This is a genomic window from Shewanella sp. 492 (assembly GCF_059338445.1).
Window position 1 is genome coordinate 2,849,078 of the sequence record NZ_CM181702.1, and the last position, 23,749, is coordinate 2,872,826.

18 protein-coding genes and 2 tRNA genes are annotated in these 23,749 nt (G+C 45.9%); 2 read left to right on the forward strand and 18 right to left on the reverse strand.

The genetic code is table 11. The annotated features are described in order from the left end of the window. Positions 1-44 precede the first annotated feature (44 nt). Positions 45-2,147, reverse strand: a complete 2,103-nt coding sequence (pnp, locus tag AC5YBX_RS12570) for a polyribonucleotide nucleotidyltransferase (RefSeq protein WP_494521204.1) — start codon at positions 2,145-2,147, stop codon at positions 45-47. A 193-nt stretch (positions 2,148-2,340) separates the two neighbouring features. Here pnp and AC5YBX_RS12575 point away from each other — a divergent pair, with 193 nt between their 5' ends. Then, positions 2,341-4,374: a putative bifunctional diguanylate cyclase/phosphodiesterase gene (locus tag AC5YBX_RS12575; protein WP_494523779.1), complete on the forward strand. Its 2,034-nt coding sequence runs from the start codon at positions 2,341-2,343 to the stop codon at positions 4,372-4,374. Positions 4,375-4,442: 68 nt separating this feature from the next. Here the strand turns inward: AC5YBX_RS12575 and rpsO are convergent, their stop codons facing one another. The 14 genes from rpsO to rlmE form a co-directional block, all read right to left on the reverse strand. Continuing rightward, positions 4,443-4,712, reverse strand: coding sequence for a 30S ribosomal protein S15 (gene rpsO, locus AC5YBX_RS12580; protein ID WP_119978316.1), 270 nt, complete (start codon positions 4,710-4,712; stop codon positions 4,443-4,445). A gap of 96 nt (positions 4,713-4,808) precedes the next feature. After that, the gene (truB, locus tag AC5YBX_RS12585; protein WP_494523780.1) at positions 4,809-5,756 is read right to left on the reverse strand and encodes a tRNA pseudouridine(55) synthase TruB; all 948 of its coding nucleotides are present in this window, start codon (positions 5,754-5,756) and stop codon (positions 4,809-4,811) included. After that, positions 5,756-6,178 carry a 30S ribosome-binding factor RbfA gene (gene rbfA, locus AC5YBX_RS12590; RefSeq protein ID WP_475514535.1) on the reverse strand — a complete coding sequence of 141 codons (423 nt, stop codon included), beginning with the start codon at positions 6,176-6,178 and terminating at the stop codon, positions 5,756-5,758. Before rbfA ends, truB begins: the two co-directional genes overlap by 1 nt. 52 nt (positions 6,179-6,230) lie before the next feature. After that, entirely contained in the window at positions 6,231-8,888 is a 2,658-nt protein-coding gene (gene infB / locus AC5YBX_RS12595) for a translation initiation factor IF-2 (RefSeq protein WP_494521202.1), read from the reverse strand. Between the two features lie 26 nt (positions 8,889-8,914). After that, the gene (gene nusA, locus AC5YBX_RS12600) at positions 8,915-10,414 is read right to left on the reverse strand and encodes a transcription termination factor NusA (RefSeq protein ID WP_494521201.1); all 1,500 of its coding nucleotides are present in this window, start codon (positions 10,412-10,414) and stop codon (positions 8,915-8,917) included. Between the two features lie 27 nt (positions 10,415-10,441). After that, positions 10,442-10,897 (reverse strand): ribosome maturation factor RimP, encoded by a 456-nt coding sequence (gene rimP / locus AC5YBX_RS12605; RefSeq protein WP_110458239.1) that lies wholly within the window; start codon positions 10,895-10,897, stop codon positions 10,442-10,444. Positions 10,898-11,055: 158 nt separating this feature from the next. Next, a tRNA-Met gene (locus AC5YBX_RS12610) sits at positions 11,056-11,132 on the reverse strand. A 104-nt stretch (positions 11,133-11,236) separates the two neighbouring features. Continuing rightward, positions 11,237-11,322, reverse strand: a tRNA-Leu gene (locus AC5YBX_RS12615). Positions 11,323-11,439: 117 nt separating this feature from the next. Further along, the gene (secG, locus tag AC5YBX_RS12620; protein WP_494523781.1) at positions 11,440-11,784 is read right to left on the reverse strand and encodes a preprotein translocase subunit SecG; all 345 of its coding nucleotides are present in this window, start codon (positions 11,782-11,784) and stop codon (positions 11,440-11,442) included. Between the two features lies 1 nt (position 11,785). After that, entirely contained in the window at positions 11,786-12,568 is a 783-nt protein-coding gene (tpiA, locus tag AC5YBX_RS12625) for a triose-phosphate isomerase (protein ID WP_110458241.1), read from the reverse strand. A 181-nt stretch (positions 12,569-12,749) separates the two neighbouring features. Further along, positions 12,750-14,081, reverse strand: coding sequence for a phosphoglucosamine mutase (glmM, locus tag AC5YBX_RS12630; protein ID WP_494523782.1), 1,332 nt, complete (start codon positions 14,079-14,081; stop codon positions 12,750-12,752). Positions 14,082-14,214: 133 nt separating this feature from the next. Beyond that, positions 14,215-15,000 (reverse strand): dihydropteroate synthase, encoded by a 786-nt coding sequence (gene folP / locus AC5YBX_RS12635; RefSeq protein ID WP_494524821.1) that lies wholly within the window; start codon positions 14,998-15,000, stop codon positions 14,215-14,217. Positions 15,001-15,287: 287 nt separating this feature from the next. After that, positions 15,288-17,285, reverse strand: coding sequence for an ATP-dependent zinc metalloprotease FtsH (gene ftsH, locus AC5YBX_RS12640; RefSeq protein WP_494521198.1), 1,998 nt, complete (start codon positions 17,283-17,285; stop codon positions 15,288-15,290). A 54-nt stretch (positions 17,286-17,339) separates the two neighbouring features. Further along, a complete protein-coding gene (rlmE, locus tag AC5YBX_RS12645; RefSeq protein WP_110458245.1) occupies positions 17,340-17,969 on the reverse strand; it encodes a 23S rRNA (uridine(2552)-2'-O)-methyltransferase RlmE in 630 nt (209 codons plus the stop codon). 91 nt (positions 17,970-18,060) lie between these two features. On the opposite strand from rlmE, the gene yhbY reads away from it, so the two are divergent. Further along, complete coding sequence (yhbY, locus tag AC5YBX_RS12650; protein WP_110458246.1) at positions 18,061-18,360, forward strand: ribosome assembly RNA-binding protein YhbY; 300 nt, start codon at positions 18,061-18,063, stop codon at positions 18,358-18,360. 62 nt (positions 18,361-18,422) lie between these two features. Here the strand turns inward: yhbY and greA are convergent, their stop codons facing one another. The 3 genes from greA to carA all read right to left on the reverse strand — a co-directional run bounded on the left by greA (position 18,423) and on the right by carA (position 23,633). After that, entirely contained in the window at positions 18,423-18,899 is a 477-nt protein-coding gene (greA, locus tag AC5YBX_RS12655; RefSeq protein WP_475514539.1) for a transcription elongation factor GreA, read from the reverse strand. Between the two features lie 319 nt (positions 18,900-19,218). After that, on the reverse strand, positions 19,219-22,440 hold the full coding sequence (gene carB / locus AC5YBX_RS12660; RefSeq protein ID WP_494521197.1) for a carbamoyl-phosphate synthase large subunit: 3,222 nt from the start codon (positions 22,438-22,440) through the stop codon (positions 19,219-19,221). A 20-nt stretch (positions 22,441-22,460) separates the two neighbouring features. Beyond that, positions 22,461-23,633 (reverse strand): glutamine-hydrolyzing carbamoyl-phosphate synthase small subunit, encoded by a 1,173-nt coding sequence (gene carA / locus AC5YBX_RS12665; protein ID WP_494521196.1) that lies wholly within the window; start codon positions 23,631-23,633, stop codon positions 22,461-22,463. Positions 23,634-23,749 lie beyond the last annotated feature (116 nt).

Here is a 23,749-nt window from a genome sequence, read left to right on the forward strand (position 1 = left end):
AAAAAGGAGACCTAAGGGTCTCCTTTGATTCATTAGCGAATAAATTACTCGCTTGCAGCTTCTGCTTTAGGCTGGGCTTCTTTCATTGAAAGACGCACACGACCTTGGCGATCCACTTCCATTACCTTCACTTTTACGTCTTGACCGACTTCAAGGAAGTCAGACACGTTCGCGACACGCTCTTCAGCGATTTGCGAAATGTGTACTAAGCCGTCTTTACCTGGAAGAATGGTAACAAAGGCACCAAAATCAACGATACGAACCACTTTACCGTTATAGACAGTACCCACTTCAACTTCAGCAGTGATCTCTTGAATACGACGAATCGCTTCTTGAGTCGCTTCACCGTTTGAAGAGGCAATTTTAACCGTACCGTCATCTTCAAGCTCAATAGTCGTGCCAGTCTCTTCAGTTAGTGCACGGATAGTTGCGCCACCTTTACCAATCACGTCACGGATCTTCTCAGGGTTGATCTTGATAGTGGTGATACGTGGAGCGTGATCAGAGATATCGTCACGATGTGAACCAATCGCTTGATCCATCACGTTGAGGATATGTACACGAGCACCATAAGCTTGTTGCAATGCAATTTGCATGATCTCTTGTGTGATACCTTCAATCTTGATATCCATCTGCAATGCAGTGATACCGTCGCGAGTACCTGCCACTTTAAAGTCCATGTCACCTAAGTGATCTTCATCGCCTAGAATGTCAGAAAGCACGACGAAGTCATCACCTTCTTTAACAAGGCCCATAGCAATACCAGCAACAGATGTCTTGATTGGAACACCCGCATCCATTAAGGCTAACGAAGTACCACAAACAGAAGCCATTGAACTCGAACCGTTAGATTCAGTAATTTCTGATACGACACGAACACTGTATGGGAACTCTTCAGCAGATGGCATAACCGCATTAATGCCGCGCCATGCTAGCTTACCGTGGCCGATTTCACGACGCTTTGGTGAACCAACCATACCTGTTTCACCAACAGAATATGGAGGGAAGTTATAATGCAGCATAAAGCGGTTAGTATACTCGCCCATAATGCTATCGACTTTCTGTGCATCGCGCTCGGTACCTAAAGTACAGGTTACTAATGCCTGAGTCTCACCACGGGTAAACAGTGCACTACCGTGAGTACGAGGCAATACGCCAGCCATAACGCTTAGCGCACGAACCATATCTGGTTCACGTCCATCTATACGCGGGTTGCCAGCGATAATACGGTTACGTACGACGCTCTTTTCTAAGCTGCCCAGTAACTTGTCTAGCTCACGTAAATCAACGTTGGCATCTTCTTCAACTAATTTAGCGACAGTCGCTTGTTTTAATGCATTCACCGCATCACGGCGCTCATGCTTAGCAGTGATTTGGTATGCTGCCGTCATTTCTGCTTCAGCTAATGCCTTAATCTTGGCAACTAAGTCTTCATCCGCTTTTGGCGCAGTCCAATCCCAAGCGGGCTTACCGGCTTCGGCTTTTAGATCGCTAATGGCATCGATAACTAATTGCTGTTGTTGATGACCATAAACCACACCACCAAGCATAACCTCTTCTGGTAGTGCATCGGCTTCTGATTCAACCATCAGGACGGCACCTTGAGTACCAGCAACAATCAAATCTAATTGGCTATCGACAAGTTGACTAACGTCAGGGTTCAATACGTACTCGCCATTGATATAACCAACACGAGCAGCACCCAAAGGTCCATTAAACGGCAAGCCTGAGATAGCAAGCGCCGCAGAGGTACCAATCATAGAAATAACGTCAGGATTGATTTCAGGATCGACAGAAAGTACTGTGATAATTACCTGAACTTCATTCTTGAAGCCATTTGGAAATAGTGGACGGATTGGACGGTCAATAAGACGTGCAATCAGTGTTTCGTTTTCAGAAGGGCGACCTTCACGCTTGAAAAATCCACCTGGGATCTTACCTGCTGCGTATGTCTTTTCCTGATAATTAACGGTTAGCGGGAAAAAGTCACGACCTGGCTCTTCAGCTTTCTTTCCGACAACAGTGACTAGTACTGTTGTATCTCCCATACTTGCTAAAACAGCAGCGTCAGCTTGACGTGCAATAACCCCAGTCTCTAATGTGACTGTATGTTGACCATATTCAAAACTTTTTACGATTGGATTCACGTGAACCATTCCTTAATTTAATAACCTTATTTTCCCGTGTAAGTATACTTCAAGTCTATTCAATAGATAAAGAGCCCATGTGGATGACAAAGCCGAATCTTTTCTCTAAAGTGGCAAGTTACCTGAGTTTCTGCAATATCTAACGGCTTTATTTGTAATATACTGTAATGAGTCGCCAAAATAGGAATGGCAAATGAGCGCGAGTTTCAAGTCATTAACATGGAAACAGACAACCTTAGTGGTTTTTTCGGCGTTATTTTTTGCCATAGCCATCTTCATCGTCGAAATCGCATTAGTCAGTATTTCAGCCAGACAGCAGTTACTTGAAGCACAATATGAATTGCTCAATTCTGTTGAGCAACCTGCAGCTAATGCCGTATGGGCATTAGACGATCACTTAGCTAAGCAGACCTTAACCGGAGTCTTAAAAGTCGAGCATGTTGCGCAGGCCACGATTGAGCTCGATGACGGCATACAATTTGTGTCTATGACCAACTCTTCCAGTGATAGCGCAGTCATAGGTCTACTGAGCGATAGATTGTTTAGTGACTTAAAACAAACCTCACGATTATTGTACCGTCCTACAGCTTCTGGCGTAGCCATCTCTCCCGAAGTCATTGGCACCTTGGTTGTGCATTACAACACCGAGCAGTTGAGCGATTCACTACTATCTCAGCTAAGATTTAGTTTTTTTGCCACCTTACTCAGAGCCTTGCTCGTGACCTTAGTGCTCTCGGTGCTATTTCACCGTTTTTTAACTAAGCCAATAGCCCAAATAAGCGAAGCCATTGATAAAATTGATCCTGAATCCCCAGATGAAAATCTCCTGCCGATGTCGCCAGAACATAAAGATGATGAACTAGGCTTAGTGACCTCTAAATTTAATCAAATCCTCATTCAGTTTGGTCAAACACAAAATAAACTCCGTAAGATGGCGACTCGCGATCCCCTTACCGGACTCTCTAATCGTACCTTACTACTTGAGACCATCGCAATATCGATACAACGCGCCCGGGTGCATCAACAAGCGTTTAGTTTATTGTTTATCGATCTGGATCGTTTTAAAAATATTAACGATTCACTGGGGCACGCTATGGGCGACCAATTTCTTGCCAGAATCGCAAGAGTCTTAGAGCGTGTGATGGGCGATACTGGAACAGTGGCACGTCTTGGTGGCGACGAATTTGTCATTTTAGCCAACGAAGCACACACACCAGATCAAGCCGCTGACTTAGTCGACACGCTATTAATCGAACTGAATATTCCACTGCAACTTAACGAGCATACGATTCATCCAGCCGCCTCAATAGGTATCGCACTCTACCCAGATGACGGCTTGACCGCTGAAGACCTGATTCGCCATGCAGATATTGCCATGTACAGCGCCAAGGCCTCAGGCACCAATCAATGGGCGTTCTTTAAGCAGCAGATGACCGATCGCGCAGCGGTGCGGTTAAGAACCGAAGCATCTCTACACGATGCCTTAAAAAACAATGAGTTTTTGCTACACTTTCAGCCTAAATTTAATATAAAAACCGGCGAAGTTGTTGCCTGTGAAGCGCTAATTCGTTGGAAGAAAGAGGGACGATTAATTAGTCCTATGGCCTTTATTCCCATCGCCGAAGAAACGGGCATCATCATCCCTCTTGGACGCTGGGTGATCGAAGAGGCCTGTAAAACTATCAAGCATTGGCAACGCCGCTACAACGTAGCAATCCCTGTTGCCGTCAATGTGGCCTCACAGCAATTTGCCGATCCCAGTCTAGTACCGGATATTAAACAACTCTCCTTAAGGTACCAAATAGATCCAAACTTGCTCGAGCTTGAGATAACAGAAACCTCATTGATGAATGATATCGAATTGGCCATCAATAAACTTCAGCAACTCAAATCGGCAGGTTTTAGTATTGCTGTGGATGACTTTGGTATTGGTTATTCATCTTTGTCGTACCTTAAACATCTGCCTATTACCACCATGAAAATTGATCGTTGTTTTGTTAACGATTTGCCCCATGAAAGCCCAATCGCCTCGACAATCTTAATGTTAGGCCAGCAGCTTAATTTACACATTGTAGCGGAGGGGATTGAAAATGAAGCCCAATTAGATTGGTTAAAGCAGATGAATTGTGAAATCGGTCAGGGGTTTTACTACAGCCAACCACTGCCGCTAGATGAGTTTGAAGCTAAATATATTGCGCCAAATACCGCGACAATCAGCCAAATCTAAACACTATAAATAAAAGAAAAAAAAGGAGGCTAAGCCTCCTTTAATTACTAACGAACACTAATGTAATATTAGCGACGTAGACCTAGCTTTTTGATCAGCTCTTGGTAGCGAACGTTTTCAGTACGCTTAAGGTAAGCTAGAAGCTTACGACGTGAGCTAACCATACGAAGCAAACCACGACGTGAGTGATGATCATGGATGTGCTCTTTGAAGTGACCTTGCAGATGGTTGATCTGTGCAGTCAAAAGAGCTACTTGAACTTCAGTTGAACCAGTGTCATTCTCACAACGACCGAAATCAGCCAAAATTTGTGCTTTTACTTCTGTACTTAGTGACATTTTTATCTCCAAAAATTATATAAATACTTTAGCCGATCACTAACTCAGCCAAAGAGAGCGCGATATAGTAACGATTTAACCCATCACTTGCAAGCACTAAGCCTGTTCATCACGCAAAACGATCAAGCGTTTGGGTGCTAGTAAGCCATCATCATTCATTTCGCCAATACCGACAAACCTTCGTTCATCCCCAATGGTAATTCGCACTAATTGGTCAATGGGTAAATTGGCTACTTGAACCGGATTACCATTCATGAGGTAATGCGCTAACTCGTCAGACACATTGATCTCTTTAAAGCCACTAACCGCAGTATCCATTGGTAGTAATAACGGATCGAGTAGTTCTTTTGGTGGGCGCTGCTCACTTTCAGCTTGGGCTAATAATGCCTCTAGCTGTTCAAGCGTGACCATTTTGTCATAAGGGTAACCTGCCACACCAGTGCGGCGCAGCATGATGACATGAGCACCGCAACCGAGCATTTCACCTAAATCATCGGTAATGGTACGAATGTAGGTACCTTTAGAACAATGGATCTCTAGGGTTAGCTCATCACCATCTAGCTTAATAAAATTAAGCTCATATACAGTAATGGGCCGTGCCTCCCTTGGTACTTCAATCCCTTCACGCGCATACTTGTACAGTGGTTGGCCTTGATACTTCAATGCCGAAAACATTGAAGGCACTTGCATGGTCTCACCGCGAAAAGACTGTAACGCCTCTTCAAGTTGTGCCTGAGTAAAGTTAAGTGGACGCGTTTGCACCACTTCACCATCAGAGTCACTGGTATCGGTGCGTACGCCCAGTTTCGCCGTGACTAAATAACGCTTATCGGCATCAAGTAAATGCTGCGAAAACTTGGTCGCTTCACCAAGACAGATGGGTAACATTCCGGTAGCTAATGGATCTAAAGCTCCGGTATGTCCCGCTTTAGCGGCATTGTATATACGCTTAACACGCTGCAATGCAAAGTTGGAGCTCATCCCAGTGTCTTTATCGAGTAGCACTATGCCGTCGATAAACCGACCTTTAGGTTTACGCGCCATTACTTATCACCTTGCTCATGTTCATCAGTGTCAGCTACATCAGAGCCATGCTCTTTCGCTTTAGCCTGATCAGAGCTGATCACTTGGCTCACCAAGTTAGACATACGCATACCTTCAACTAGCGATGCATCGTAGATGAATCGAATTTCAGGCATTACACGCAGCTTCATACGGCCGGCGACCAATGAACGAACATACCCAGCTGCGGTTTCTAATGCAGCCAGCTTCTCCTCGACCACAGCCTTGTCCTCTTCAAAGAAGGTAACATAGACTTTGGCGTAGCTGAGGTCGCGAGACACATCAACGTCATTGACGGTAACCATACCAATACGCGGATCTTTAATATCACGCTGTAACACTTGAGCAAGCTCTTGCTGGAGCTGCTGAGCAATACGACGAGTACGACTAAATTCTTTTGCCATAATTATTGCCATCTCTTAACTAAAAAAGGCGGCTTGCGCCGCCCCTTTTCGATTATAAGGTTCGAGCGATTTCGATCGTTTCGAAGACCTCTATCTGATCGCCAACTCTGACGTCATTATAGTTCTTCACACCGATACCACACTCCATGCCATTACGCACTTCGCTAACATCGTCTTTAAAGCGACGCAGTGACTCAAGTTCACCTTCGTAAATAACCACGTTATCACGCAGTACACGAATTGGCGCGCTACGCTTAATGGTACCTTCGGTCACCATACAGCCAGCAATAGCACCAATCTTAGGCGACTTAAACACATCGCGAACTTCAGCAAGACCAATGATCTCTTGCTTAAATTCTGGCGCTAACATGCCGCCCATTGCAGCGCGAACTTCATCGATAAGATGATAAATAACGCTGTAATAACGTAGGTCAACACTTTCGCTGTCGATAGTCTTACGCGCTTGTGCATCGGCACGAACGTTAAAGCCAACCATAATCGCGTTAGATGCTGCAGCAAGTGATGCGTCAGTCTCGGTCAATCCACCCACACCGCTAGCAATGATGTTAACTTTAACTTCATCAGTAGACAGCTTGTTAAGTGAATCAGAAATCGCTTCAAGTGAACCTTGTACATCGGCCTTAAGCACGATGTTAAGCTCCTGAACTTCGCCTTCTGTCATGTTAGCAAACATGTTTTCAAGCTTAGACTTCTGCTGACGAGCAAGTTTCACATCGCGGAACTTACCTTGACGGTACAGTGCAACTTCACGCGCCTTTCGTTCATCACGTACAACGGTTGCTTCGTCACCAGCTGATGGTACACCTGACAAACCTAAGATCTCGACAGGAATCGATGGACCCGCTTCAGTGATAGCATTACCGTTCTCATCTTTCATCGCACGGACTTTACCGTACTCAAGACCACACAGAACAACATCACCTTGTCTTAGGGTACCTTCTTGAACCAGTACAGTAGCCACAGGGCCACGGCCTTTATCAAGCTTAGATTCCACAACAACACCAGCTGCCATACCTTCACGAACCGCTTTAAGCTCTAATACTTCGGCTTCCAGCAAGATACCTTCAAGTAATTCGTCGATACCTTCACCAGTCTTAGCAGACACGTGACAGAACATGTTGTTTCCGCCCCAATCTTCAGACATTACGCCGTGCTGAGATAACTCAGACTTAACGCGATCCGGATCGGCCTCTGGCTTATCAATTTTGTTCACTGCAACGATAAGCGGAACACCACCGGCTTTAGCGTGTTGAATCGCTTCAATCGTTTGTGGCATCACACCATCATCTGCTGCAACCACCAAAATAACAATATCGGTTGCCTTAGCACCACGAGCACGCATAGCGGTAAACGCCGCGTGACCAGGAGTATCTAAGAAAGTGATCATGCCATTTTCGGTTTCAACGTGGTAAGCACCGATATGCTGGGTAATACCACCCGCTTCACCTGAGGCCACTTTCGCACGACGAATATAGTCGAGTAGCGATGTTTTACCGTGGTCAACATGACCCATAATGGTCACAACAGGCGCACGTGGCTCCAGCTTAACGTTTCCATCACGGTCTGCAAGTACTTGATGCTCTAGCTCGTTTTCACGAGTTAGCACAACCTTGTGACCCATCTCTTCGGCAACCATCTGCGCTGTTTCTTGATCGAGCACTTGGTTAATCGTAACCATAGAACCCATCTTCATCATCTGCTTGATGATTTCGGTGGCTTTAACGGCCATCTTCTGAGCTAGCTCAGCAACCGTTACGGTTTCACCAATGCTGACATCGCGGCTAACAGCAGCGACAGGCTTGTTAAAGCCATGATCCATTGACTCAGGCGCATTACGCTGATTACGGCCATTACGGTCACGTCCGCCACGAGTATCTTTACCGCCACGTTTTTTATTGGTTGCAGCTTTGCCGCCAGCAGGTTTACGTGCACGACGTCCGCGTTTTTCAGCGTTCATGTCGGCGGTATCTTCTGCAGCACGAGCTTCGGTAGACGTAGTGACATGGTGGTCACCGGTCTTTTCAGACTCTTTACGCAGACGTTCTTCTTCCGCCCAACGCTTCTCGTTTTCTTCTGCTAATCGACGTGCTTCTTCAGCAGCCGCTTTGGCTTCTTCATCGAGTTTTTGTTTTGCTGCTGCTTCTTTTGCTGCTAACAAACGCGCCTCTTCAAGTTTGGCTGCTTTCTCTTCAGCTGTTTCTGGCACTGCTGGCTTAGCTTCAGCGGCTTTTTTAGCTTTGGCTTCAGCTTCGGCTTTTGCCTTAGCTTTTGCTGCGTCGGCTTCAGCCTTAGCTTTAGCTTCTGCAGCGGCTTTTGCCTTAGCTTCTGCTTCTGCCGCAGCTTGGGCTTCTGCTTCTGCCTTGGCTTTAGCTTCTGCTTCAGCTTCTACAGCTGGGTCACGCTTAACAAAGGTACGTTTTTTACGCACTTCAACTTTAACGTCTTTAGATTGACCACCACTGCCTGCAACACTGAGTGTTGACACAGATTTACGCTGTAATGTCATCTTCGTTGGCGTTGCATCGCCACCATGCTGTTTCTTCAAGAAATCAAGCAGTTGCTGCTTTTCTTGTTCTGAAACTGTATCGCTTTTACTTTTCTTAATACCAGCCTCGGAAAATTGCTCAACTAATCGTTCAGCACTTTTGCCAACTTCTACCGCCAGTTTTTCTACTGTAGTTTCTGCCATCTGTAAAATCCCCTCTGTTGATCGACTTATGCTTCTTCGCCAAACCAACAGATATTGCGGGCTGCCATGATGAGCTCACCAGCCTTTTGTTCTGTTAATTCTTCAATCTCGATCAAATCATCAATGCCTTGTTCGGCTAAATCTTCAAGCGTAATTACGCCTTTACTTGCCAGCACATACGCCAAATGACGTTCTAAACCTTCTAAGGCAAGTAAATCTTCGCTCGGCTCAGCACCATCAAGTGCTTCTTCGGACGCCAGAGCCCGTGTAGAGATAGCGGCTTTTGCACGCTCTCTCAATGATTCAACGATATCTTCGTCGAATCCGTCGATGTCCAGTAGCTCACTTTCTGGTACATAAGCAATCTCCTCTAATGAGGTGAAACCTTCATCAGCAAGTACCTGAGCAAAATCTTCATCGACATCCAATGCGCTAACAAACAAGTTAACAACCTTCGCGCTTTCCGCTTGGTGTTTAGCTTGCATATCAGCCACTGTCATTACGTTTAGCTCCCATCCCGATAACTGGGTTGCTAGACGTACGTTTTGACCATTACGACCAATAGCTTGTGCCAATGAATCTGCTTCAACAGCAATATCCATTGAGTGGTTATCTTCATCAACGATGATAGAAGCCACATCAGCTGGTGCCATGGCATTAATCACAAACTGTGCTGGATTATCATCCCAAAGCACAATATCAACACGCTCGCCACCTAACTCATTAGAAACGGCTTGTACACGTGCGCCACGCATACCAACGCATGCACCGATTGGATCGATACGACGGTCGTTGGATTTAACGGCGATTTTTGCACGCGAGCCTGGATCACGAGCAGCGCCCATGATTTCAATCATTTCATCTGCAATTTCAGGCACTTCAACACGGAACAGCTCCATGAGCATTTCCGGTTTTGTACGCGTTAAAAACAGCTGAGCACCACGCGCTTCAGGGCGTACGGCATAAAGTAATGCACGAACGCGGTCACCAGGACGGAAGCTTTCGCGGGAAATCAAGTCTTCTTTAAATAACACTGCATCAGCATTGTTACCTAAATCAACCACGACACTCTCACGGTTACTCTTCTTCACGACACCGGTGATCAACTCGCCTTCTTTCTCACGAAATTGATCCACGATTTGAGCACGTTCAGCTTCACGTACTTTTTGTACGATCACTTGTTTGGCTGTTTGGGTCGTAATACGGTCAAATACCACAGATTCGATCTCATCTTCGATATATTCACCGACTTGGATCTCTGGGTCTTCGTATTTCGCCGCTTCTAATGTAATTTCTCGAAACGGATTTTCTAACGCTTCACCATTATCGTCAACCACCATCCAGCGACGGAAAGTTTCATAAGCACCCGTTTTACGGTCGATAGCGACACGAACTTCAATATCGCCTTCATACTTTTTCTTGGTTGCTGTGGCGAGCGCTATTTCTAACGCTTCAAAAATCTTTTCGCGTGGCACGGCTTTCTCATTTGAAACCGCCTCAGCGACTAGCAGAATCTCTTTATTCATCCTCTTGCCTCGTTCACCTTGAATCCATCAAAACTTAGCGATTAAGTTGCCTTTGCGGATGTTATCCAGGGCAATAATCAGTTCGTTGCCATCGACAGCTAGAGTGAGCATCTGCCCCTCTACACCCACGACGGTACCTTTTAAATTGCGACTACCAGCAACAGGCATAGTCAATTGAACCTTTACGGTTTCACCGATGTAGAGCGCATATTGCGCCGCATTAAATAGTGGTCTATCTACACCTGGAGAAGAAACTTCTAATGTGTATTCGGTTGAAATGGGGTCTTCGACATCGAGTACGGCACTGACTTGACGACTTACGTCGGCACAATCGTCAATAAAGATGCCTTTTTCATTGTCAATATAAACACGCAAGATTGAATGTTTACCCGCATGTACGAATTCAATACCCCAAAGACTGTGGCCTAATGCTTCAACTGGTGCGATAAGCATCTGTTCCAGTTTACTTTCTAAAGTTGCCAAGGTTACCCCCCGAAAAACAAAAAAGGGCCTAAAGCCCCAGTATGACATCGCTAAATAGCGATATTTTAAAAGTCCAGATAACAAAAAACCCCGTAATCACGAGGTCATAGCATTCAGAACCTGTAGCAGTAATGAAGAGTATCTTCATTACTGGGAGCTGGTTGCGGGGGCCGGATTTGAACCGACGACCTTCGGGTTATGAGCCCGACGAGCTACCAAACTGCTCCACCCCGCGTCAACTGCTGCAATTATATGGATAGTCACCCATATTTGCAATAATAAAGCGGCTTAGTTAGCGACTTTATTTAACTCAGACCGATGATAAAACCAATCTAAATTTGGTGCGGATGGGGGGACTTGAACCCCCACGAGCATAGCTCACCACCCCCTCAAGATGGCGTGTCTACCAATTCCACCACATCCGCATGTGATTGTTACACTTTACTATTTTATCTCTACTATCTGGCAGTGAGGACTACCAAGAGACTTAATAGTGACACCCATATTTCACGGTGTCTTGACTTAACCAGTTAGGCTGAGTCTTAGTCAGGAATTTTGTCTTCTGACTGAGTTTGGCTTTCCGTTGCTTCGGTAACTTGCTCAGTCACTGCCGCAGCATCTGTGCCTAAATCTTTCCACGATTCTTCATTTTTAGCGTGATTTGCACTTAAGTTACCTATGGTTAGACTTAATGCAAAAAATGCAATTGCCAAAATGGCAGTAGAACGTGTTAAAAAATTACCCGACCCTGAAGATCCGAATAATGTTGCTGATGCTCCGGCGCCAAAAGAGGCTCCCATATCAGCACCTTTACCCTGCTGGATTAAGATTAGGCCTACGAGACCTAGTGCAACCAACAAGTATATAACCATTAGAACTTCGTACATATTATGCGCTCATTGCTATCGAACATAAACTTAAAAACTCGGTAGAGTTTAAGCTTGCACCGCCTATCAGTCCACCATCTACATCAGGTTGAGCAAATAGATCTGCTGCATTACTCGGCGTTACGCTACCACCGTACAAAATCCTGATATTCTCTCCAATAAATGGAGACACTTCAGAGAGACGCTTGCGTATAAACGCATGAACTTCTTGTGCCTGCTCTGGCGTAGCGCTCTTACCCGTTCCTACTGCCCATAAGGGTTCGTAGGCGATAATCGCGTTATCAAAAGCCATGGTACCATTTTTTTCAATGACTATGTCTAGCTCTTCAGCAATCACTTCAAAAGTGCGTCTTGCTTCACGAGCTGGACCTGACTCACCAACACATAAGATTGGGGTCAAACCGTGCTTTTGAGCTGCAGCAAATTTCTCTGCTACGATATCACTAGTTTCGCCGTACATACGACGACGTTCGGAGTGACCGATAATAACATATCGACATCCTGAATCTTTTAGCATTTGCCCTGACACTTCACCAGTATAAGCACCGAAGTCATGTTGACTTACGTTTTGTGCGCCCATTCTGACTAGACAACCATTTAAGGCCTCTTTATTAGCATCAAGCTGCTGCCGCACACTTTCAAGAAATATACTTGGCGGACATAAGACTACTTCCGCAGAATCGTTTTGAAGCTTGGTAGCGAATTTATTAAATAGCTCTTGCGCTAATTGCGCTGTGCCATTCATTTTCCAGTTACCAGCGACCATTGGGCGTCTTAGTGCCATCACTGTCTCCTTCTGAAAGCGGCGTGAATAATAGCGAACCACTTGTTAACTTACAATACCTAAATAGCGAATTTTTGCTATAAACGTACCGCTCGGCTACTTTTTACTCTTAACGGATGGTAAACGAACAGGATTTAACCTTAAAAGATTAAATCCTGTTGATCTTACGCGTAAAAACTAATTAGACCAATGCCCTGATAGCATCGGCGATGGTATTTGCGTGACGAGTCACATCACTGGCTACATCTCCCTCAACCATCACACGGATCAGCGGCTCAGTTCCCGACTTACGTAACAATACCCGACCGCGATCGCCCAGTAGTTTCTCGACCTCAATTTTAGCCGCTAACACACTGTCAGCTTTGAGTGGATCATGGCTGCCTTCAAAACGAACATTAACCAGGACTTGCGGTAGCATTTTAATGCCTTCGGTCAGTTCTTCCAACGTCGCCTGCTTACGGCACATTGCGGCTAAGACTAAAATACCCGCAATGATACCGTCACCAGTTGTACCGTGATCTAAATTCAAAATATGACCTGAATTTTCGCCGCCAATACGCCATTGGTTCTTTTTCAGCATCTCCATCACATAGCGGTCGCCGACTTTAGAGCGAGCAAAAGCGATGCCTCGCGCCTTAAGGGCAAGATCTAACCCGAGGTTGGACATTAAGGTACCGACAACCCCACCTTTAAGTATGCCTCTGTCCTGTGCATCACAAGCTAAAATATATAGGATCTCGTCACCATCGATCACCTTACCATGACGATTGACCATCATGATGCGATCGCCATCACCATCGAGTGCAATACCTAGATCGGCTTGTTCTGCAATGACCGTTTCACGGATCTTGCCCATTGAGGTGGCCCCCACCTCATGGTTGATATTGGTGCCATTAGGCGATGCACCAATCACAACAACATCGGCGCCAAGCTCACGAAAAACATTAGGGGCAATATGATAAGTGGCGCCATGGGCACAATCGACCACAATTTTAAGCCCTTTGAGGGTATGTTCGGCGGGGAAATTACCTTTGCAATACTCAATATATCGGCCAGGTGCATCTTCGATACGTGACACTTTACCTAGTAGATGAGACTCAACACAGACAAGCGGCTTTTCTAGTTCAGCTTCAATCTCAAGCTCGATGGCATCGTCCAATTTACTGCCATCATTGGAAAAGAATTTAATGCCGTTATCATAATAGGGATTATGTGACGCACTGATCACTACGCCCGCTTCGGCTCTAAAGGTACGGGTTAAATACGCGACCGCAGGCGTCGGCATCGGCCCCATTAGCATCACATTTAATCCGGCAGCAGACAGGCCCGCTTCCATCGCAGATTCAAATAGGTAACCTGAAATTCGCGTATCCTTACCAATAATCACCTTATTGGTACCAGAGCGCGATAATACCCTACCCGCTGCCCAGCCCAATTTTAACGCCAATTCAGGCGTCATTTTACCTGAGCCGACCTTGCCTCTAATGCCATCGGTGCCAAAAAACTTTCTCACAATATTAACCCCTTGAGTCCTTTCTTAGGACTTCATTTTTTACAATGTGTACTGATAAGCATCACTGACTAAGCGACCCAAAAGTGCCGACACTTAACCACAAATGCTGTATTTTATCGCTTATCAAACTCACTTACAGTGTTTTATAGTGCTCCATTGCCTGCATAACGGCAATCATGTCCACAGTCTCTTTTACATCATGCACTCGAAGAATATGTGCACCGCGCTGAAGACTCAACATACCCGCGGCTAAACTGCCGGCTAATCTCTGCTCGACACTTGCTGATAATAATTGGCCGATCATACTCTTACGCGATAACCCTATCAGCAGTGGCAATTCAAAATGCTTAAACTCAGCCAAACGATTCAGTAACTCGTAATTGTGTGCCAAGCTTTTTCCGAATCCGAAACCTGGATCTAGAATAATGTGTGAGCGAGGTATTGAAGCATCAATACAGGCTTGAATACGTTCAGCAAAAAATTGAGTAACATCAGCAATAACATCATTGTATTGAGGCAATTCTTGCATAGTACGAGGCTGACCTTGCATATGCATTAAACAAACAGGAACGCCGAGGGCTGCAGCCGTTGTTAACGCGCCCGGTTCTTGCAGTGCCCTGACATCATTAATGAGATCTGCTCCAGCTTTAACCCCCTGCGCCATCACCTGCGCTTTACTGGTATCGACTGAGATCCATACATCGTGACGGGCATGAATATATTCTACCAGTGGGATCACTCTATCTAGCTCTTCTTGTAAAGAAACCTCTGCCGCACCAGGGCGGGTAGACTCGCCGCCAATATCAATAATGTCGGCACCAGCAGCAATCATCTGCTCGGCATGCTGGCAAGCATGTTCAAAATGCGAGTACCTGCCGCCATCAGAAAAAGAATCTGGTGTGGTATTTAATATCCCCATGACTCTAGGTTGGGTTAAATCTAATGTTTTCTGTCTACTAACTAATTGCAAAAGAGGATCCTCGATATTGTGACCATTTCTACGCAGAGTAACGTTAATGGTCACAGGAAATGACACTTATCAAATTGTACAGCGAGTAAGTAAATAACGACTCTAAAAATAACTTAGCCGCTAATTTGACCAAACCTACTCACTATTACGCCAGACTCATAACCCATAGGTGGCTCGAAACAAGAAAACCCCTTGCGGGGTTTTCTGTTAGTAACGGTTGATTATTAAGGCATGACTTATTTAGTCACTGGCGATTCATCAACATTTTTAGCGTCACCTTGTTCAGTAACATCAGTTGGCGTTACTGAATCATCTTGATCTTCTGCAGATGTTGTATCATCGGTAGCCGTTGCCGTGTCGCTGGCGGCTTTTTTGCCACCTTTGTCACCACCGTTACTGCCATTCTCATCCAAATTCCAATCGGCTGGCTGACGAACTTCACGACGTGCCATAAGATCTTCTATTTGCGTTGAATCAAGTGTTTCATACTTCATTAACGCATCTTTCATGGCATGAAGAATGTCTATGTTATCGGTCAAGAATTTTTTGGCTCTGTCATAGTTAGCGTCGATCAGCATTTTGACTTCATCATCGATGATCTTAGCCGTCTCATCAGACATATGCTGTGACTTACCCATGCTACGACCTAAGAACACTTCGTTCTCATCTTCCGCATATAGGACTGGACCCAACTTTTCAGAGAAGCCCCACTGAGTCACCATATTACGGGCGATAGAGGTTGCATACTTAATGTCTTGTGATGCACCAGTAGAGACTCGCTCGCTGCCATAAATCAACTCTTCGGCAAGACGGCCACCATAAGCGACTGAAATCTGGCTCTCTAACTTTCTGCGACTCTGGCTGATTGCATCGGCTTCGGGGAGGAAGAAAGTCACACCTAACGCACGGCCACGAGGAATAATGGTCACCTTATGCACAGGATCATGCTCTGGTACTAAACAGCCCACAATAGCGTGACCCGCTTCGTGATAGGCGGTCATCTCTTTCTCTTCTTCCGACATCACCATGGTGCGGCGCTCTGCGCCCATCATGATCTTGTCTTTAGCGCTTTCAAACTCTTCCATACCAACTACGCGGCGGTTGCCTCGTGCAGCAAAGAGCGCTGCTTCGTTAACAAGGTTGGCCAGATCCGCACCAGAGAAACCTGGTGTACCACGAGCAATCACACTCGCTTTAACATCATCGGCTAATGGTACTTTACGCATATGCACTTTAAGAATTTGCTCACGACCACGCACATCAGGCAAACCAACAACCACCTGACGGTCAAAACGACCTGGACGCAATAGCGCTGCATCGAGTACGTCTGGACGGTTAGTCGCCGCGATAACGATAATACCTTCATTACCTTCAAAACCATCCATCTCAACGAGCATCTGGTTTAGTGTTTGCTCACGCTCATCGTGCCCACCACCAACGCCAGCGCCACGCTGACGACCGACAGCATCAATCTCATCGATAAAGATGATACAAGGCGCTGATTTCTTGGCTTGTTCAAACATGTCACGCACACGTGATGCACCGACACCAACAAACATCTCAACGAAATCTGAACCTGAAATAGTAAAGAAAGGTACTTTCGCCTCACCAGCAATTGCTTTAGCCAGTAGGGTTTTACCTGTACCAGGAGGCCCAACTAGCAGCACGCCCGTTGGAATACGGCCACCTAGTTTTTGGAATTTAGTTGGCTCTCTGAGGTAATCAACCAGCTCTTTAACGTCTTCTTTAGCTTCGTCACAACCAGCAACGTCACCAAAAGTCGTTTTAATCTGATCTTCACTCATCAATTTGGCTTTACTCTTACCAAACGACATCGCGCCCTTACCGCCACCGCCTTGCATCTGGCGCATGAAGAATATCCACACCCCGATAAGCAGTAACATTGGGAACCAAGAAATAAAGATCTGAGTCAAGAAGCCGGATTCCTCCGCCTCTTGGCCTTTCATTATCACCCCTTTGCGATCAAGGTCGTTAATCAGATCTTGGTCATACATCGGCATGATGGTGGTAAATTTTTCGCCGGTTTTTTTAGTCCCTTCGATAGTACGTTGATCACTTTTGATCTCGACAGTATTAATTTGTCCGGAACGCACATCGTCCAAGAATGTTGAATAATCCATCTTCAACGAATTTGATGAAGAGGGGGAGTAGCCCTGAAACACTGACATCAACACTACGGCGATGACAACCCAGAGAATTAAATTTTTTGCCATATCACTCAAAATTACTAGACCTCATAAAGTCTTGCGGTTACTGACGTTAGGTTACTACAACTTGTATCCTGTCGCCACAAGATAGACTTCACGCGAACGCGGTCGCGAAGAGTCTGGCTTACGTGTTTTAACGGTTGTGAAAGCTTCTTTAACCGTTTTCATATAATCGTCAAAGCCCTCCCCCTGAAAGACTTTGACCGCGAAACTGCCGTTAGGTGCCAACACTTGATGACACATATCTAATGCAAGTTCGACCAAATACATGGCCCGCGGCTGATCGACACCGCCTGTACCACTCATATTGGGCGCCATATCAGATAGCACAACATCAACTTTAGCATCACCGACACGTTCAAGTAAGGCCTCGAGCACTTTATCTTCTCGAAAGTCTCCTTGTAAAAAATCGACCCCAACGATTGGGTCCATAGGTAAAATGTCACAGGCGATGACTTTACCCTTATCGCCAGCTAGCTTAACCGCAATTTGCGACCAACCTCCTGGCGCAGCACCTAAATCAACCACTGTCATTCCCGGACGGATTAATTTATCTTTCTGCTGAATCTCTTCAAGTTTAAACGCGGCACGCGAACGTAAGCCCCGCTTTTGCGATAATTTAACATAGTGATCATCGAAATGTTCCTGCATCCAGCGCGAGGAACTTGCTGTTCGTTTTTTACCTGACATTTAAAATCCGTAACAAATATGAGTTACACAAAGGCTATATGAGGGTAGAATAGCGTTTTTTCAACAGTAACTCAGCATAAAGTTGGTAGAAATGAACTTAACAACCAAACAAAAACAGCACTTAAAAGGCTTAGCACATAACCTAAAGCCTGTTGTACAGCTTGGTTCCAATGGTCTGACTGAAGGTGTACTGGCTGAAATTGATAATGCACTCTCTCATCATGAATTAATCAAAGTGAAAGTAGCCTCTGGAGACAGAGAGCTAAAAAATGCAGTCGTTGACGCCATTGTACGCGAAACTCAAGCTGAAAAGGTTCAGCTTATCGGTCACGTATTGGTCCTTTTCCGTCAATCTCCAGAAATGAAGATTGCCATCCCTAGAGCAAAGTAAATTCATTTTGCTTAATAAAAAAGCCGCTATCCATTAGCGGCTTTTTTGTATCACCTGGTCGACTAGATATATTCAACTTTGATGATTTCAAAATCACTGGTGCCACCCGGCGTGGTGATTGAGATTTCATCATTGACATTTTTACCTATCAAACCACGGGCGATAGGTGAGCTAACCGACAACAAATTTTGTTTAATATTAGCTTCATCTTCGCCCACGATGCGATAGGTGAACTCTTCTTCGGTATCAATATTTAAGATAGTCACTGTCGCACCAAAAATCACTCGGCCCGTATTTTCCATCTTAGTCACATCGATGATCTGTGCATTAGACAGTTTACCTTCGATGTCACGTACACGCGCTTCGCACAAACCTTGCTCTTCGCGGGCTGCATGATATTCAGCGTTTTCTTTCAAATCACCTAGCTCTCTGGCAATACCGATCGCTTCAGCAATCTTAGGACGCTTATCAAACTTTAAAAAATCTAACTCTTTACGTAGTTGTTCTGCGCCAACTACAGTCATCGGAACCTTATTCATAGGAACGATCGTCTCCTTAAAAACAAAAGCATCCTAGCCAGCCTGACCCATATTGAGGCCACTGACTAAGTAAAATAACGCGTGGAATTACTCTATTCTATACCGTGATGCTACGAGATGCTATTGAATCACACTCTGTTAATCGTAAGGCCATAAGAACGGTGTATTTTACTCCACCTTGCTTAACATACAACCCGAACAACACAGCAAACATAGTAGGTAATCCATGGCTAAACGACAAGCTATCATAGGAGTATTTATTGTAAATCAACCCCATAAAAAAGGCCGCTACTGCGGCCTTTTTAACGCTCAATAACTCTTAGCCAGTAATACGCTTGTGCAACTCTTGCACCGACGTCACATTAGTACGATCATCTGCAGCGTGCGCCATGCACGTGGCAAAAGCCGCGTTCAATGTCGTCGTGTAGTTAACCTTATAACGCAATGCACCGCGGCGAAGTTGACGTGAGTCTTCAATCGCTTGACGACCTTCGGTGGTATTCACTATGTAGGTGTATTCATCGTTCTTGATGCGGTCAAGAATATGAGGGCGACCTTCGTGCACCTTGTTCACGAGGCGAGGGTTAATGCCCGCTTCGCCTAACACAACAGCTGTGCCGTGAGTGGCATCGATTTCGTAACCAAGCTCTATCAACTTAGCCGCTAAATCGGCAACGCGGTTCTTGTCGCTGTTACGCACAGACAAGAGCGCACGACCCGACTTAGGCACTTCTGATGTCGCGCCAAGCTGTGCTTTTGCATAAGCCTCGGCAAACGTGTCACCAACGCCCATTACTTCACCGGTTGAGCGCATTTCAGGGCCAAGCAATGGGTCAACACCAGGGAATTTATTGAACGGCAATACCACTTCTTTGACTGAGTAGAAAGGTGGGATCACTTCTTGAGTAAAACCTTGCGATGTTAGCGATTGGCCCGCCATCACGCGCGCGGCAATCTTAGCTAACGGCACACCCGTCGCCTTAGAGACGAATGGCACGGTACGTGCTGCGCGAGGGTTAACCTCAATCATGTAGATGTTGTTATCTTGCACCGCAAACTGCACATTCATCAGGCCAACCACTCCCAACTCCATTGCTAGCTTGCCAACCTGCTCGCGCATTTCAGCTTGTATCGCTTGGCTTAGGGTGTATGGTGGCAGAGAACAGCCTGAGTCACCAGAGTGAACCCCCGCTTGCTCGATATGCTCCATAATCGCACCAACCACCACGATTTCACCGTCGCAAATCGCGTCGATATCCACTTCAATCGCGTTGTCGAGGAAACGGTCCAGCAGCACAGGCGAGGCATTAGAGACGCTAACCGCTTCATTAAAGTAGCGACGCAAATCCTGCTCGTCATAGACAATTTCCATTGCACGGCCACCCAGTACATACGATGGACGTACCACGAGCGGATAGCCTATACGCTCGGCAGAAATCACCGCGCCTTCAACCGTGGTTACGGTATCATTTTCAGGCTGTTTCATCTCGAGACGCTGAATCGCTTGCTGGAAACGCTCGCGGTCTTCGGCTCTGTCGATGGCATCAGGACTAGTACCTATAATCGGAACGCCAGCAGCTTCTAAATCTCGCGCCAGTTTAAGTGGCGTTTGACCACCGTACTGTACAATCACCCCCTTGGGCTTTTCGATACGTACAATTTCAAGCACATCTTCAAGGGTTATCGATTCGAAATACAGTCTGTCAGAGGTATCATAATCGGTTGATACCGTCTCTGGGTTACAGTTGACCATGATGGTTTCGTAACCGTCTTCACGCAGTGCTAAAGCGGCGTGAACACAACAGTAATCAAACTCAATACCTTGACCAATACGGTTTGGCCCCCCCCCTATCACCATGATTTTTTCACGGTCTGACGGGTTAGCTTCGCACTCTTCCTCATAGGTAGAGTACATGTAAGCCGTATCGGTTGAGAACTCAGCCGCACAAGTATCGACGCGCTTGTACACCGGATAGATCTCGTGGCGGTAGCGCAATTTGCGCATCTCGGCTTCACTGACACCTAACAGCACGGCAAGACGAGAATCGGCAAAGCCTTTACGCTTGAGCTTGTATAAGAAATCCTTATCCATGCCCGACATACCAACCTCTTTGACTTGCGTCTCTAGGTTAAGCAGCTCTTCAATTTGGATAAGGAACCAAGGGTCGATATTGGTCAGCTTAAAAATCTCTTCTAAGCTCAATTCCGCGCGAAACGCATCGCCAATATACCAAATACGGTCTGCACCAGGTTCTTTGAGCTCGTGTCGAATACGTGACAGCGCATCGTTATCTTTGATATCGATGATAGCGTCGAGACCATTGACGCCCACTTCCAACCCACGCAGCGCTTTTTGCAGCGACTCTTGGAAAGTACGGCCAATCGCCATCACTTCACCCACAGATTTCATCTGAGTGGTTAGACGGTCATTGGCACCGGCAAATTTTTCGAAATTAAAGCGAGGTACCTTAGTCACAACGTAATCGATAGCAGGCTCGAATGAGGCAGGGGTCGCACCACCAGTGATGTCGTTGCTTAGTTCATCTAGGGTAAAACCAACCGCAAGTTTAGCGGCGATTTTAGCAATCGGGAAACCTGTGGCTTTAGATGCCAATGCCGATGAGCGAGACACCCGTGGGTTCATCTCGATGATCACCATGCGCCCATCTAGTGGATTGATACCAAACTGAACGTTAGAGCCACCAGTTTCAACACCGATCTCGCGCAGCACAGCTAATGATGCATTACGCATCAACTGATACTCTTTATCGGTTAACGTCTGTGCTGGAGCAACTGTGATTGAGTCACCCGTGTGAACACCCATTGGATCGAAGTTTTCAATTGAACACACGATGATACAGTTATCGTTGCGATCACGAACCACTTCCATCTCATACTCTTTCCAACCAATTAACGACTCATCAATAAGCAGTTCATTGGTCGGTGAAAGGTCAAGACCTTGAGAACAGATCTCTTCAAACTCTTCCTTGTTGTAAGCGATACCGCCACCGCTACCACCCATGGTAAATGATGGGCGAATAATACAAGGGAATCCGACCTGCTCAAGCACGCCATAAGCATCTTCCATGCTACGGGCGATACCCGCTCGTGGACACTCCAAACCAATCGCCTTCATCGCTTCATCGAAGCGACTACGATCTTCAGCCTTATCGATTGCATCAGCTGTGGCGCCAATCATCTCGACATTAAATTCACTCAATACACCTTCGCTTTCGAGGCGCAATGCACAGTTAAGTGCAGTTTGACCACCCATGGTAGGCAAAATGGCGTCTGGACGCTCTTTGGCAATAATATTGCGTACAACTTCCCACTGGATCGGCTCGATATAGGTCGCATCGGCCATTTCAGGGTCGGTCATGATAGTCGCAGGATTCGAGTTAACCAAAATAACTCGGTAACCCTCTTCACGAAGTGCTTTACAGGCCTGAGCGCCCGAGTAATCGAACTCACACGCTTGCCCAATCACAATCGGGCCGGCACCTAAGATTAGAATACTTTTTATATCTGTACGTTTTGGCATTGCTGAAACCTTCTCCCGGACTACTTAGCGTGGTGACGATATTGTTCAATCAATTCAATAAAGTGATCAAACAAGGGGGCCGCATCATGAGGGCCAGGACTCGCTTCAGGGTGCCCCTGGAAGCTAAAGGCTGGCTTATCGGTAAGATGGATACCTTGTAACGAACCATCAAATAACGACTTATGCGTCACTCTGATATTATCGGGTAGGCTAGCTTCATCAGCGGCAAAACCGTGGTTTTGACTGGTGATCATCACGTTGCCGAGTTCGATGTTGCTCACTGGATGGTTAGCACCATGGTGACCAAACTTCATCTTCAAGGTTTTAGCACCAGAGGCCAGTGCCAGTAATTGATGCCCTAAGCAGATACCAAATACAGGAACGTCAGTCTTCAAAATATCTTGAATCGCACTAATAGCGTAATCGCATGGCTCTGGATCGCCTGGGCCGTTTGATAAAAACACCCCATCAGGATTCATCGCTAACACTTCGCTAGCAGGCGTTTGGGCGGGAACCACTGTCACATCACAACCGCGGTCAACTAACATACGTAAAATATTGCGCTTCACACCATAGTCATAAGCAACGACTTTAAATTTTAGTTCTGCTTTTGGTGTGTCCTCTGGTAGACCGCCGACTAAGCGCCAACTGCCACTGCGCCACTGATATTGCGTGTCGGTGGTGACCTCTTTGGCTAAATCCATGCCTTTTAATCCGGGAAAGGCTTGAGCTGCAGCAAGCGCTTTAGCTTCATCCGTATCACCGACTAAAATAGCGCCAGCCTGCGCGCCTTTTTCCCTTAAAATACGCGTCAGTTTACGCGTATCAATATCAGCGATGCCGACAACATTATTGGCTTTAAGATAATCACTGAGGGATTGCTGATTTCTGAAGTTACTGGCCATTAGTGGTAAATCTCTAATGATTAACCCGCATGCATGCACTGCATCAGATTCGGTATCTTCACTATTGGTTCCAGTGTTACCAATGTGTGGGTAGGTTAAAGTAACAATTTGACGAGAATAGGATGGATCAGTAAGAATCTCTTGGTAACCAGTCATTGAAGTGTTAAAAACGACTTCTCCTACTGCCAGTCCATCAGCACCAATTGCAGTGCCTGAGAATACGGTTCCATCTTCGAGTACGAGTAAGGCAGACTTTGTCAACGCGACCTCCGAAAAGAGCCAAGCCATTGTATAATAGGGTTTTATCTTGCTTTTAAAATACCAACTTCCGCTGAAATACGAAATTTTGACAAATTCCGTCAATTCTATAGGTGAAGTAGCTACTCGTCTATAGTGAAGCGGTA

Excerpts from the sequence above, each read along its gene's own strand:
- rlmE (WP_110458245.1), bottom strand. The coding sequence starts at position 17,969 with ATGTCAGGTAAAAAACGAACAGCAAGTTCCTCGCGCTGGATGCAGGAA.
- rpsO (WP_119978316.1), bottom strand. The coding sequence starts at position 4,712 with ATGTCACTAAGTACAGAAGTAAAAGCACAAATTTTGGCTGATTTCGGT.
- yhbY (WP_110458246.1), top strand. The coding sequence starts at position 18,061 with ATGAACTTAACAACCAAACAAAAACAGCACTTAAAAGGCTTAGCACAT.
- truB (WP_494523780.1), bottom strand. The coding sequence starts at position 5,756 with ATGGCGCGTAAACCTAAAGGTCGGTTTATCGACGGCATAGTGCTACTC.
- nusA (WP_494521201.1), bottom strand. The coding sequence starts at position 10,414 with ATGAATAAAGAGATTCTGCTAGTCGCTGAGGCGGTTTCAAATGAGAAA.
- tpiA (WP_110458241.1), bottom strand. The coding sequence starts at position 12,568 with ATGGCACTAAGACGCCCAATGGTCGCTGGTAACTGGAAAATGAATGGC.
- rbfA (WP_475514535.1), bottom strand. The coding sequence starts at position 6,178 with ATGGCAAAAGAATTTAGTCGTACTCGTCGTATTGCTCAGCAGCTCCAG.
- folP (WP_494524821.1), bottom strand. The coding sequence starts at position 15,000 with ATGGGGATATTAAATACCACACCAGATTCTTTTTCTGATGGCGGCAGG.
- infB (WP_494521202.1), bottom strand. The coding sequence starts at position 8,888 with ATGGCAGAAACTACAGTAGAAAAACTGGCGGTAGAAGTTGGCAAAAGT.
- carB (WP_494521197.1), bottom strand. The coding sequence starts at position 22,440 with ATGCCAAAACGTACAGATATAAAAAGTATTCTAATCTTAGGTGCCGGC.
- AC5YBX_RS12575 (WP_494523779.1), top strand. The coding sequence starts at position 2,341 with ATGAGCGCGAGTTTCAAGTCATTAACATGGAAACAGACAACCTTAGTG.
- ftsH (WP_494521198.1), bottom strand. The coding sequence starts at position 17,285 with ATGGCAAAAAATTTAATTCTCTGGGTTGTCATCGCCGTAGTGTTGATG.
- secG (WP_494523781.1), bottom strand. The coding sequence starts at position 11,784 with ATGTACGAAGTTCTAATGGTTATATACTTGTTGGTTGCACTAGGTCTC.
- greA (WP_475514539.1), bottom strand. The coding sequence starts at position 18,899 with ATGAATAAGGTTCCGATGACTGTAGTTGGCGCAGAACAACTACGTAAA.
- carA (WP_494521196.1), bottom strand. The coding sequence starts at position 23,633 with ATGGCTTGGCTCTTTTCGGAGGTCGCGTTGACAAAGTCTGCCTTACTC.